Here is a 13,253-nt window from a genome sequence, read left to right as displayed (position 1 = left end):
ATATAAGGAGCAAATTTGAGGGTTGCCGTTGTTGAATATGCGATTATGTTTAGTTTTTATAAAACAAATAAATCAGCTTCTTGAACCCGAATACTCGGAGTATGCGGCTTGTCGGGAAACCTTAAGCACGGTACCATGTACCGTTTAGCAAAGTTCAGGCCGTCTGAAAAACAGGATTTCAGACGGCGTATAACCCTATCTGTTTGATTTTAATTATTTTCAAGGTTCAATAATGATTAGCGACATTCAAAAAACTGCCGAAAGCAAAATGCAGCGTTCACTTGAAGTATTACGTGAAAATCTGGCTAAAGTCCGCACCGGCCGTGCCCACACCGGCTTGCTGGATCAAGTGGAAGTGGAATATTACGGCAGCCCTGTGCCGGTAAGTCAGGTAGCCAACGTTACCCTGATTGATGCCCGCACCATTGGCGTGAAGCCCTATGAAAGCAATATGGCTTCTGCTATCGAAAAGGCCATCCGTGATTCCAATCTGGGGTTGAATCCCGCCTCAATGGGCGACTTAATCCGTGTACCAATGCCGATGTTGACTGAAGAACGCCGTAAGGACTTGATTAAAGTTGTACGGGGTGAAGCCGAAGAAGGCCGCGTGGCCATCCGTAATGTGCGCCGTGATGCCAATAATGATTTCAAACGTTTGTTGAAAGACAAAGAAATTTCTGAAGATGACGCACGCCGCGGCGAAGAACAAATTCAAAAGTTGACCGACAAATATATCGGCGAAGTCGATAAGATGCTGGCAACTAAAGAAGAAGATTTGATGGCGATTTAAATATCCGAAAGCAGGCCGTCTGAAAACAGCAGGCGGCGATAATGCAGGTTCGTGTGAAAACCGCTTAAACAAACGGCAGGAACAGCAAATATGAACAGTAGCACACAAACCATTTTGGAATATACGCAGATTCCGCGCCATATCGCCGTGATTATGGATGGAAACGGCCGCTGGGCAAAAAAACGTTTCCTGCCTCGTGTGATGGGGCATAAACGCGGTCTTGAAGCGCTTGAAAATATGGTCAGACGGTGTGCCGAGCTGGGTGTTCGGTATCTGACGGTGTTTGCTTTTTCCACCGAAAACTGGCGCAGGCCTGAAGATGAAGTATCTTTTCTGATGGGACTGTTTCTGCAGGCATTGCAAAAACAGGTGGAGCGCCTGCACAGTAACAATATGCGCTTAAAAGTTATTGGCAACCGAAACCGGTTTAATGCCGAAATTTGTAAAGGCATCGAAGAGGCGGAGGCTTTAACCGCCGGTAATACCGGTTTGACTTTGGTTATTGCTGCCGATTACGGCGGCCGTTGGGATATTCTTCAGGCGGCCAACAAATTGGTTAAGGCGGGTGTTGTCGAAATTACCGAGGAAGCGTTGGCTGAAAATCTGACACTGGCCGAAGCGCCGGAGCCGGATTTATTTATCCGCACGGGTGGAGAAACCCGTGTCAGCAATTTTCTGCTGTGGCAGATAGCCTATGCCGAGCTGTACTTCACCGATATTTTATGGCCTGATTTTGATGCGGAGGCGTTGGATGCCGCCATTCAGTCATTTCGGACACGCGAACGCCGGTTCGGGCGTACCTCAGAGCAACTGCCGATCGAGCAGCAACGGGGTTAAGGGATTATGTTAAAACAAAGAATAATTACTGCACTGGTGTTGCTGCCGCTGATGTTGGGCATGCTGTTTTATACTTCAGACGGTCTCTGGGCGGCATTCAGCGGATTAATCGCACTGGTGGCGCTGTGGGAATACGGACGCATGGCAGGCTTTACGCCGACACAAAACAATCACTATTTGGCAGCAACAGCCGTATTCGGCTTGGTGGCTTATCTGGGTGGTTGGGCATTGCCTTCGCTGGTGTGGCTGGTTGTGCTGGCGTTTTGGCTGGTTTTGGCACCGATGTGGCTACTAAGCAAATGGGCCTTGCCGTCGGGCTGGCAGGCTTATGCAGTAGGTTGGTTGCTGATGGTATCGTTCTGGTTCGCATTGGTGATGTTGCGCCCGGATGTAGACGCAGCCGTTTCATTGCTTGCAGTGATGGGTTTGGTATGGGTTGCCGACATCTTTGCCTATTTCTGCGGCAAAGCATTCGGCAAACGCAAACTGGCTCCGGCCATCAGCCCCGGCAAAAGCTGGGAGGGCGCACTCGGAGGCGCATTATGTGTGGCTATTTACATGACTTTGGTGTGGAATGCCGGTTGGTTGGCGTTTGAAGTTTCATGGTTTGGTGCCATTATAGTAGGGCTGTTGCTGACTGTCGTGAGCATTGTCGGGGACTTGCTGGAAAGCTGGTTGAAACGTTCGGCAGGCATTAAAGACAGTAGCGATTTACTGCCTGGGCACGGTGGTGTTTTCGACCGCGTAGACAGTTTGATTGCCGTGCTAAGTGTGTATGCTGCGATGATGACGGTATTTGCTTGATTGTTTTCAGACAGCCTTCAGGTCTATAAAAAGATTGTTTTTGGAAAAGGATAAGCGTGCACAGGAATTTGCCGAAACCGGCGGCGGCAAAGTCGGTGCCATGCGTTCCGCTTCCCAAGGCTCGTTTAATATTTATGCCGATACCGGTAGCAGCGAAAGCGATGAATACGGCGGTATTTATGATAAATCCACTGTCGGCAAACAAGTGCGTTTGGTCGTAACGATTGAATACGGCGTTGATTAGAAAAACCTTTCAGACGGCTTCATGCCTGGATGGGCAATTGATGATAAACAGGCCGTCTGAAAACATAACGGAGTATGCTGTTGTCTGCTTTTTATATTGCGATTCTGTATGATTTGCAAAATCTTTTCGTCATATCGTGACGGGATTAAGTTCTGTGACAATAGAAAATACATACCTGTAAGGCCGTCTGAAAGATTAATTTGTTTCACCGGTTTGATCTTGCTTCAAACGGCCTAATTAAAGAACCGAATCATGACACAACAAGTCTTAACTATTTTGGGTAGCACCGGCAGCATAGGCGAAAGCACGCTGGATGTTGTTGCCCGTCATCCCGATAAATTCCGCATTTTTGCTTTGGCAGGCCATAAACAGGTTAACAAACTGGCCGCACAGTGTGAGCGGTTCAAGCCGTGTTTTGCCGTTGTTGCCGATGCCGAACATGCCGCCGCTCTGGAGCAGCTTTTAGAGTCCGCCGATTGCCAAACCGAAGTGTTGTATGGCGGTCAGGCTTTGATTGAAGTGGCTTCGGCTTCCGAAGTAACCGGAGTGATGGCGGCTATTGTCGGCGCGGCGGGATTGCCATCGGCACTGGCCGCAGCCAAAAACGGTAAAACCATTTATCTGGCCAACAAAGAAACATTGGTGGTGTCGGGTGCATTGTTTATGGAAACTGCCCGGGCAAATGGTGCGAAAGTATTGCCGGTAGATAGTGAACACAATGCGGTTTACCAAGTATTGCCTCAGGATTATTCAGGCCGTCTGAATGTTCACGGTATTCAGTCGATTATTCTGACAGCTTCCGGAGGTCCGTTTCTTGATACCGATTTAAGCACGTTTGATCATATTACGCCCGCACAAGCGGTAAAACACCCCAACTGGTCGATGGGGCAAAAAATTTCAGTTGATTCCGCCACTATGATGAACAAAGGTTTGGAATTGATCGAGGCACATTGGCTGTTCAACTGCCCGCCGGATAAATTGGAAGTCGTGATACATCCGCAAAGCGTGATTCATAGTATGGTGCGTTATTTGGACGGCTCGGTGCTGGCACAAATGGGTCATCCCGATATGCGCACGCCGATTGCTTATTGTTTGGGCTTACCTGAGCGCATTGAATCGGGAGTGGGTGCGTTAGATTTTGGTAAACTGTCGGTTTTAACGTTTCGGGAGCCGGATCTGAATCGGTTTCCTTGCCTGAAGCTGGCTTACGATGCCATGCATGCAGGAGGCGGGGCTTCTTGCGTTCTGAATGCAGCCAATGAAGAAGCCGTTGCCGCTTTCTTGGCAGGAAAAATCCGTTTTACCGATATCGCCCGTATTGTGGCGCATTGTTTGGAACAAGGCTTTTCAGACGGCCTGAATGATATTGACAGCTTGTTGGCGCAAGATGCGCAAACGCGTGCACAAGCGCGGCAAGGTATAACTGCTTTAAGCAGATAAGGGAAGTGAAGTTGTGGTAACTGTATTGGCTTTTATCGTTGCGATTTTGATTTTGGTTAGCTTGCATGAGTTTGGCCATTACATCGTAGCGCGTTTGTGCGGCGTGAAAGTGCTGCGTTTCAGCATTGGCTTTGGCAAACCGTTTCTAAAGAAAAAACGCGGTGATACCGAATGGTGCCTGGCACCGGTTCCGCTGGGCGGCTATGTCAAAATGGTCGATACCCGCGAAGGTAATGTGGCGGCAAAAGATTTACCGTATGCTTTTGATAAACAGCATCCTGCCAAACGCATTGCCATTGTTGCCGCAGGACCGCTTACCAATTTGGCATTGGCGATTTTGTTGTTCGGTTTGAGTTTTTCATTCGGCATAACCGAAATCCGCCCTTATGTCGGTACGGTTGAACCGTCCAGTATTGCCGCCCAAGCCGGATTCGAGCCGGGTGATAAAATCTTGTCGGTAAACAATACGGCCGTGGAAGATTGGGCGCAGGCGCGTACCGAAATCGTTTTGAACATCGAAGCAGGCAGGGTTAATGTGGAGGTGCAAAAGGAAAACGGAAAAAACGCTTTGCGCATAATAGATATTGCAGACACGCTGCAAGCAGGTAAAGTAGCCAAAGAAGAAGGGCATATCGGTATTCTGCCGTTTAAGATTACCAACCATATCGGTATGGTGATTGCAGGCAGCCCAGCCGAACGGGCCGGTTTGAAAAAGGGCGACAAACTCTTGATGGCCGACGGTAGAAGTATCGAAAATTGGATTGAGTGGGCGGAATTGTTCCGCAGCAGCCCGGGGCAAAAAATTGCCGTGCAGTATGAGCGTGACGGCGCAGTGATGACTACCAGCGTACGGCCCGATTCCGAAGAGCTTTCAGACGGCACCTTGATCGGGAGGGTTGGTGTAGCGGCCTCTACCGATGAGGCGTGGCGACAAAAGGTCAGCCATCATTATGTGCCTTCTGTGCCGGAAGCATTCAAAATGGGTTGGGAAAAAACACAGAATTATTCCGTGATGATGGTAAAATTTTTCGGTAAACTACTAACAGGGCAGGCTTCATTAAGCCATATTTCCGGCCCGCTTACGATTGCCGATGTTGCCGGGAAAACCGCTTCAATCGGTGTGCAAAGTTATTTGGAATTTCTTGCGCTGGTGAGTATCAGCTTAGGAATCATGAATTTATTGCCTGTACCTGTGTTGGATGGCGGGCATTTGGTGTATTATGCCGCCGAATGGATACGCGGAAAGCCGCTGAGCGAACGTGTTCAGATGCTTGGTGTGCGTTTCGGCTTGGCCGTCATGCTGATGCTGATGATGGTGGCCTTCTTTAACGATATAACCCGTATATTTGGATAAAATGTTATGAAATTAAAAAAGATTGCTTCAACCTTAATGCTGATCGGCCTATCCCCGCTGGCTTTGGCTGATTTCACCATTCAGGATATCCGTGTAGAAGGTCTGCAACGTACCGAACCGAGTACAGTATTTAACTATCTTCCCGTAAAAGTAGGCGACACATTCAGTGATGCCAAGAGTGAGGAAATCATTAAAAACCTTTATGCCACAGGTTTTTTTGATGATGTGCGCGTAGAAACTATGGGTAATCAGGTTTTGTTGACCGTGGTGGAACGTCCCACTATCAGCAGCCTCAATGTTACCGGCGCGAAGATGCTTCAAAACGATGCCATCAAGAAAAATTTCGACGCATTCGGTTTGGCACAATCACAACCTTTCAATCAAGCCACGCTGAATCAGGCAATCGCAGGCTTGAAGCAAGAATACATTACCCGCGGCAAACGGTCGGTAGAAATCACGCCTACTGTTACCAAGCTGGCACGTAACCGTGTAGCAATCGATGTCAAAATTGAAGAAGGTAAAAGCACGACCATTACCGATATCAATTTTGAAGGCAATGAACGTTATTCGGATCGTAAGCTGCGCAAACAAATGTCGTTGAGTGAAGGCGGCGTATTTACATGGTTAACGAAAAGCAACCGTTTCAACGAACAGAAGTTTGCCGAAGATATGGAGCGGGTAACTGAGTTTTATCAAAATAACGGCTATTTCAGCTTCCGGGTTTTGGATACCGATATTCAAACGAACGATGATAAAACCAAGCAAACCATTACTGTAAAAGTACATGAAGGTGAGCGTTACCGTTGGGGCAAGGTACAGATAGAGGGTGATACCCGCGAAGTATCTAAAGAAAACCTTTATAAGCTTCTGACCATGAAAGAAGGCAAATGGTATGAGCGCCAAAAGATGGTTGACAGCCTGCAGGCAATGCAGAATGCAATGGGCAGCGCAGGATATGCCTTCAGTGAAATCAATGTGCAGCCGATGCCAAATCAGCAAACCGGCATAGTGGATTTTGTATTGCATATTGAACCCGGCCGTAAGGTTTACGTAAATGAAATCAATATTACGGGTAACAATAAAACCCGCGACGAAGTAATCCGCCGTGAGCTGCGTCAGATGGAAGCCGCTCCATACGATACTTCCAAATTGCAGCGTTCCAAAGAGCGTGTGGAGTTGCTCGGTTATTTCGACAACGTACAGTTTGATGCCAAGCCCGTAGAAGGTACGCCGGACCAAGTAGATTTGAATATGTCGGTACAAGAGCGCTCAACCGGCTCGCTTGATTTGAGTGCAGGTTGGGTACAGGATACCGGTTTGGTTATGTCGTTTGGTGTGGCACAAGATAACTTGTTCGGTACGGGTAAATCCGTATCTGCCCGAGTTTCGCGCAGTAAAACAACCCAAAACGCCTCGTTGTCGTTTACCGATCCTTATTTCACTCCTGACGGCGTGAGCTTGGGTTACGATTTATATGGCAACATTTACGACCCACGTAAATCTTCATCAAGTACCCAGCAATATAAACAGACCAAATTGGGCGGCGGTTTACGCATGGGCGTACCGGTAACGGAATACGACCGAGTGAATTTCGGCCTTGGTGCGGAGCACTTGAATGTCGACATTTACTCGGGAGCTCCCCGCCGTTACCGCGACTTTATCCAGCAGTACGGCAAATTTAATGATCCTACCTGTGTCCAAGGTAATGACACAACTTCCTGTACCGGTAAGTTTAAAGGTTGGACATTTAAAGGCAATATTGGCTGGGGTCGTAATAAAACCGATAGCGCATTATGGCCTACACGCGGTTATCTTACCGGAGTGAACGGAGAATTTGGTTTACCCGGCGGTGATTTGCAATATTACAGCTTAACTCATAATCAAACATGGTTTTTCCCCCTCAGTAAAAATCTTACTCTGATGCTGGGCGGAGAAGTAGGTTATGCTAACGGATATGGTAAAACCAAAGAATTACCGTTCTTTGAAAACTTCTATGGCGGCGGTTTAGGTTCGGTGCGTGGTTTTGAAAGCGGCACTTTGGGGCCGAAAGTTTATGATCAGCATGGTGATTTGATCAGTTACGGCGGCAACAAAAAGGCCAATGTGAGTGCAGAATTGCTGTTCCCGCTGCCGGGCATTAAAGATTCGCGTACTGTGCGTTTGAGCTTATTTGCCGATGCGGGCAGTGTGTGGGACGGTAAGACCTATAATGACAACAGCAGCGACCGCCTCCAATCCAGCAAAAGAGTTCAAAACGTTTACGGGTTAGGCACCACCCATAAGTCGACCTTTAAAGAAGAATTGCGTTACTCTGCCGGTGCGGCCGTTACTTGGTTATCTCCGCTCGGGCCGATGAAATTCAGTTATGCGTATCCGATGAATAAGAAGAAAGGCGATGAAATCCAACGTTTCCAATTCCAATTGGGTACGACATTCTAAGCCTTACCCGGCAAGCATGAAGGATTTGTTATGAAAAAATCATCACTTATCATCCGTTGGTGTGCTGTTGCAACATTGGGTTTCAGCCTGATGGGACAGGCAGTAGCAGCAGAAAGCTTACAGAAGCTTGGTTTTATTAACACCGAGCGGGTGTATCAAGAGTCCAAGCAGGCTAAGCTTATCCAAAAAACGCTGGAAAAAGAATTCAGTAGTCGGCAGAAGGCTCTGCAAAAATTGCAAGCGGAAGGTACGGAACTTGAGAAGAGAATCGCATCCGGAAAATTGCAAGGGGCGGAGCGGGAAGCTGCCGTTCAAAAACTGGGCGAAGCCGTTCAGAAATTCCGCTTGGAGCAGGCTCAGTTGGCTGAGGAATACAACTTGCGACGTAATGAGGAGTTTGCAGCCTTGCAGCAAAACGCCAACCGCATTATTGTAGAACTGGCTAAAAAAGAAGGGTACGACCTGATTTTGCAGGAAGCTGTTTATGTTAACAGTAAGTTTGATATAACTGACAGCGTTATCAAAGCCTTAAATGCACGTTAATTACTTCAAACGTGCAGGCATTACTTTTCAGACGGCCTTTGATGTAGATGAAACCAGCTTTTTACACCCTATCGCAAATTGTGGCAGAGTTGGGCGGCGAATGGCGCGGCGAAGATGTGAGCATTGCTGCCGTTCAGCCGCTTTCAGCGGCTACGGCAGACCATATCAGTTTTCTGGCTAATCCCAAATATAAATCCGATGTTGCGGCAAGCAATGCGGGCGCAATCATTGTTAGCCCGAAAGTGGCGGATGAATTTGCCGGGCATAACCTGATTATTGCACCAGACCCATATCTCTATTTTGCCAAAGTAGCCCGATTGTTTTCCCCTGTTGAGCGTGCAGTAGCAGGCGTACACCCGACGGCGGTTATCGAACCCACTGCTACGGTGCCGGCAAGTTGCGAAATCGGAGCACATGTTTATATCGGTGGCAATACCGTGTTAGGCGAAGGCTGCCGTATTCTGGCATGTGCCGTAGTCGAGCATGATTGCACGCTTGGAGATGAAGTGGTTATTCACCCGAATGCGGTTATTTATTATGGCTGTACATTGGGAAACCGTGTAGAAATACATAGCGGCAGTGTGATTGGTGCGGACGGATTTGGCTTGGCATTTGCCGGTGATTCGTGGTTTAAAATTCCGCAAACCGGCGGCGTAACACTCGGCGATGATGTTGAAATCGGATCCAACAGCAACATTGACCGTGGTGCGATGAGTGATACTGTAGTCGGTAACGGCACCAAAATCGATAACCAAGTGCAGATCGGTCACAATTGTAAAATCGGTTCGCATACCGTTATTGCTGCCAAAACCGGTATTTCCGGCAGTGTTACCATCGGCAATTACTGTATTCTCGGCGGTGGAGTAGGCACGGTCGGTCACATTGAAATTGCCGATAAAACCACCATCGGCGGCGGCAGCAGTATCACTCACAGTATTAAGGAAAGCGGCCAACATATTGCCGGCCCGTACCCGATGCAAACCCATAAAGAGTGGGCGCGTAATGCCGTGCATATCCGCCATTTGAGTGAAATGAGCAAACGCATCAAACAGCTTGAAAAAGCACTTGAAGTATCACAATTCACTGAAAATAATAAGGAATAAACTATGGAATTTACCCTTCCGATTGAAGCCAAAGACATCCAGAAACTGATACCTCACCGTTACCCGTTTTTATTACTTGACCGTATTACCGCGTTTGAATCTATGAAAAGCCTCACGGCGATTAAAAACGTGAGTATGAATGAGCCGCATTTCCAAGGTCATTTCCCAGATTTTCCTGTGATGCCAGGCGTGCTGATTATTGAAGCATTAGCGCAAGCATGTGGCACACTGGCTATTTTGAGTGAAGGCGGACGTAACTCTAATGAAATCTATTTTTTTGCAGGTATCGATAATGCCCGCTTTAAACGCCAGATTATTCCGGGTGACCAGTTGGTTTTCGAAGTGGAGCTGATTGCGAATAAACGCGGTATCGGTAAATTCAAAACCGTGGCTAAAGTAGACGGCCAAGTAGCCGTAGAAGCCGAAATTATGTGCGCTAAACGCGCCGTCGAACTGTAATCTATTATTGAGGCCGTCTGAAAACACTAAATCGAAGGTTGTTTTCAGACGGCCTGATTGTTTATTTGTATGGCAGACAGATTTTTGTACAACATAAATCAACCTGTTTGCCACATGAAGGAAAGCCTGAATGAGCTTAATCCATCCTACAGCGATTATTGACCCCAAAGCTGAACTCGACAGCAGCGTTAAAGTGGGAGCCTATTCCGTTATCGGCCCGAACGTTAAAATCGGTGCCAATACTGAAATTGGTCCGCATGCGGTGATTGAAGGCCATACCACCATCGGTGAGAATAATAAGATTTTCCAGTTCGCTTCGCTAGGAGCGCAACCGCAGGATAAAAAATACCGCGACGAGCCGACCCGTCTGATTATCGGCAATGGTAACACCATTCGTGAGTTCACCACGTTTAACACCGGTACGGTAACAGGCATCGGTGAAACCCGAGTTGGCGACGATAACTGGATTATGGCTTATGTACATCTTGCACACGATTGCGTGGTCGGCAGCCATACCATTTTCGCCAACAATGCTTCACTGGCGGGTCATGTAACCATCGGCGATTATGTGGTTTTGGGGGGCTATACTTTGGTTTTCCAATTTTGTCAGATTGGCAGCTATGCCATGACCGCTTTTGCGGCCGGTGTTCATAAAGACGTGCCTCCGTATGTTATGGCATCGGGCTACCGTGCCGAACCGGCCGGTTTGAACACTGAAGGTATGCGTCGTAACGGTTTTTCCGCTGAAGAAATTGCACGTGTGAAAGAGGTTTATAAAATCCTCTACCGTCAGGGTTTGGGCTTGGAAGAAGCCAAGACGGAAGTGTTGAAACTCAGTCAATTTTCGCCCGAGCTTGCTGTATTTAAAGAATTTTTTGCAGCATCTAGCCGTGGGATTATCCGTTAAGGCAAGATAACGGAAGGCCGTCTGAAAACTTTTCAGACGGCCTTTTCGATATAACGGTGAAAATCCGGCGATTCAGCCGTATTACCCGACTTTTCCTTTCATATCATTATTCGGACTATGGTTATACAATGCCTGACACCATTATCTGTCATGCAAGCGAGAAAAATATGACTTTACCTGTTTTGGCCATAACCAGTGGCGAACCTGCCGGTATCGGTCCCGACATTTGTTTGGATCTTGCCGCAGCAGAATTGCCTTGTCATTGTGTCGTTTTAGGCGACAAGACTCTACTGCAACAACGCGCTGCCGCTCTTGGGAAAAAAGTAGCAATACGTGATTACGATGCCTCGGTAGCTCCTGTGCATGGGGTGTTGGATGTTTGGCATATTCCGTTAAACGCACCTTGCGAGGCAGGCCGTCTGAACCCTGAAAATTCGCCGTATGTATTGGAGTTGTTGGACACCGCATTGGAAAGCGTGCAAAACGGCACATTTGCAGCGATGGTAAGCGCACCTTTGCATAAAGGCATCATCAATGATGCCGGAGTGCCTTTCTGCGGCCATACCGAATATTTCGCCGAAAAAAGCGGTGCCGAGCAAGTGGTTATGATGTTGGTAGGAGGAGGTTTGCGGGTTGCACTGGTAACGACGCATCTACCGCTGAAAGATATTGCCACAGCCATTACCCAGCCTTTGGTGGAGTCAGTTGCCACCATTTTACATCGTGATTTGCGTACCAAATTCGGCATTGAAAATCCCCGCATTTTGGTAACCGGTTTGAATCCACATGCCGGAGAAGGGGGACATTTGGGGCGGGAAGAAATCGAAGTGATTATGCCGGCGCTGAAAAATCTGCAAACGCAAGGTATAGAAGTCAGCGGTCCTTATCCTGCTGATACACTATTTCAGCCTTCCATGTTGCAAGGTTTTGATGCCGTTTTAGCGATGTATCACGACCAAGGGTTGCCCGTGTTGAAATATGCCAGTTTCGGTAAAGGCGTAAACATTACGCTTGGTTTGCCTTTCGTGCGCACATCGGTCGATCACGGTACGGCATTAGATTTGGCGGGCACCGGTAAAGCCGATTCCGGCAGCCTGATTGTGGCGGTGGATACGGCTTTAGCTATGGTACGGAATCATAAGCACTGAACATGCAAAGAAATAATAGGGTAACTAGTGATAGATCCGCAGGAAAACCATCATTGATGTTTGGGAAGGCAAGCTCGTTTTTGCGGAGAGAAACATAAAAATGGGGCATCTGAATAATTTTTACCACATATTTTAAAGCTGCCTGTTCAAAAGTTGTTTGAGCATATTCAGACGGCCTCTATGCCACTTGAAACATTATTACGCCGTTTGTCGTTATGTCGACCAATTTTGTTGCATTTTCTACGAAATCTAAAGAATGCAATATCAATAATTTACATACATCCATGTATTTTTTCACAAGTGAGCCGTTTGAAAAATTGCCCCTAACGTGGTTAATTATTAAAATACAAACATTTGAAACCCACACATCCGCATGACAAATACTCCTTTTATCGAAATGAAAGATGTGGCTTTCGCTTATGGTGAACGCCCGATTCTCAACAACATTAATTTCACCATCGAACAAGGTAATTTTGCTGCAATCATGGGCGGTTCAGGCAGCGGTAAAACTACGTTGATGCGTCTTGTTACCGGTCAGATTCATCCACAGCAAGGTAAGGTGCTGGTGGAGGGGAAGGATTTGGCCACATTCGGTTCGACCGAGCTTTACGAACACCGTCGTCGTATGGGTGTACTGTTCCAACACGGTGCGCTGTTTACCGATTTATCAGTGTTTGACAATGTTGCATTTCCGATGCGCGAGCTGACTAAGCTGCCAGAACCGGTGATTCGCGACTTGGTCATATTGAAATTAAATGCCGTAGGTTTGCGTGGTGTAGAAAAGTTGATGCCGTCCGAACTTTCCGGCGGCATGGCGCGGCGTGTGGCTTTGGCCCGTACTATTGCGCTTGATCCGGAAATCATGCTTTACGATGAACCGTTTACCGGTTTGGATCCGATTTCTTTGGGCGTGATTGCACATTTAATCAGTCGTATCAACAAGGCCCTCCATTCCACCAGTGTGATGGTATCTCACGATATCGAACAGTCGCTTTCTATTGTCGACCAAGTGATTTTTCTGGCACATGGAGAAATAATGTTTTCGGGTTCCCCTGAAGAGATGCGTGAGTTGGATTCGCCGTGGGTGCAGCAGTTTATTGGTGGTTTGCCTAACGGACCTGTACCGTTCCGTTATCCGGCGGAGACCAGTCTGCAGCAAGATTTACTAGAGGCAAACCGATAGTT

Annotated in this window: 12 protein-coding genes and 1 pseudogene; all 13 read left to right on the top strand. The window is 47.6% G+C overall.

All coding sequences use genetic code 11. The features are described from left to right. Positions 1-232: 232 nt before the first annotated feature. Positions 233-790: a ribosome recycling factor gene (gene frr, locus EL216_RS06395; protein WP_085390064.1), complete on the top strand. Its 558-nt coding sequence runs from the start codon at positions 233-235 to the stop codon at positions 788-790. 90 nt (positions 791-880) lie between these two features. After that, complete coding sequence (locus EL216_RS06390) at positions 881-1,627, top strand: isoprenyl transferase (protein ID WP_085390065.1); 747 nt, start codon at positions 881-883, stop codon at positions 1,625-1,627. A 6-nt stretch (positions 1,628-1,633) separates the two neighbouring features. Beyond that, positions 1,634-2,431, top strand: coding sequence for a phosphatidate cytidylyltransferase (locus tag EL216_RS06385; RefSeq protein WP_085390066.1), 798 nt, complete (start codon positions 1,634-1,636; stop codon positions 2,429-2,431). Between the two features lie 49 nt (positions 2,432-2,480). Beyond that, positions 2,481-2,675 (top strand): annotated as a pseudogene (locus EL216_RS06380) (SIMPL domain-containing protein); the annotation flags it as partial. A gap of 252 nt (positions 2,676-2,927) precedes the next feature. Continuing rightward, positions 2,928-4,115 (top strand): 1-deoxy-D-xylulose-5-phosphate reductoisomerase, encoded by a 1,188-nt coding sequence (gene ispC, locus EL216_RS06375; protein ID WP_085390067.1) that lies wholly within the window; start codon positions 2,928-2,930, stop codon positions 4,113-4,115. 13 nt (positions 4,116-4,128) lie between these two features. Next, positions 4,129-5,469 (top strand): RIP metalloprotease RseP, encoded by a 1,341-nt coding sequence (gene rseP, locus EL216_RS06370; protein WP_085390068.1) that lies wholly within the window; start codon positions 4,129-4,131, stop codon positions 5,467-5,469. A gap of 6 nt (positions 5,470-5,475) precedes the next feature. Then, positions 5,476-7,908 (top strand): outer membrane protein assembly factor BamA, encoded by a 2,433-nt coding sequence (bamA, locus tag EL216_RS06365; RefSeq protein ID WP_085390069.1) that lies wholly within the window; start codon positions 5,476-5,478, stop codon positions 7,906-7,908. 30 nt (positions 7,909-7,938) lie between these two features. Next, positions 7,939-8,451, top strand: coding sequence for an OmpH family outer membrane protein (locus tag EL216_RS11290; protein WP_085390070.1), 513 nt, complete (start codon positions 7,939-7,941; stop codon positions 8,449-8,451). A 47-nt stretch (positions 8,452-8,498) separates the two neighbouring features. After that, positions 8,499-9,554 (top strand): UDP-3-O-(3-hydroxymyristoyl)glucosamine N-acyltransferase, encoded by a 1,056-nt coding sequence (gene lpxD, locus EL216_RS06355; RefSeq protein ID WP_085390071.1) that lies wholly within the window; start codon positions 8,499-8,501, stop codon positions 9,552-9,554. 3 nt (positions 9,555-9,557) lie between these two features. Beyond that, positions 9,558-10,013, top strand: coding sequence for a 3-hydroxyacyl-ACP dehydratase FabZ (gene fabZ, locus EL216_RS06350; protein ID WP_085390072.1), 456 nt, complete (start codon positions 9,558-9,560; stop codon positions 10,011-10,013). A 130-nt stretch (positions 10,014-10,143) separates the two neighbouring features. Beyond that, complete coding sequence (gene lpxA, locus EL216_RS06345; RefSeq protein WP_085390073.1) at positions 10,144-10,920, top strand: acyl-ACP--UDP-N-acetylglucosamine O-acyltransferase; 777 nt, start codon at positions 10,144-10,146, stop codon at positions 10,918-10,920. A 167-nt stretch (positions 10,921-11,087) separates the two neighbouring features. Further along, a complete protein-coding gene (gene pdxA, locus EL216_RS06340; RefSeq protein ID WP_085390074.1) occupies positions 11,088-12,068 on the top strand; it encodes a 4-hydroxythreonine-4-phosphate dehydrogenase PdxA in 981 nt (326 codons plus the stop codon). Between the two features lie 373 nt (positions 12,069-12,441). Continuing rightward, positions 12,442-13,251 (top strand): ABC transporter ATP-binding protein, encoded by an 810-nt coding sequence (locus EL216_RS06335; RefSeq protein ID WP_085390075.1) that lies wholly within the window; start codon positions 12,442-12,444, stop codon positions 13,249-13,251. The last annotated feature ends 2 nt before the right edge of the window (positions 13,252-13,253 follow it).

Origin of the sequence: Neisseria animaloris, from assembly GCF_900637855.1 — a bacterium.
GTDB lineage: Bacteria > Pseudomonadota > Gammaproteobacteria > Burkholderiales > Neisseriaceae > Neisseria > Neisseria animaloris.
This window is presented reverse-complemented; position numbering and strand designations above follow the sequence as displayed.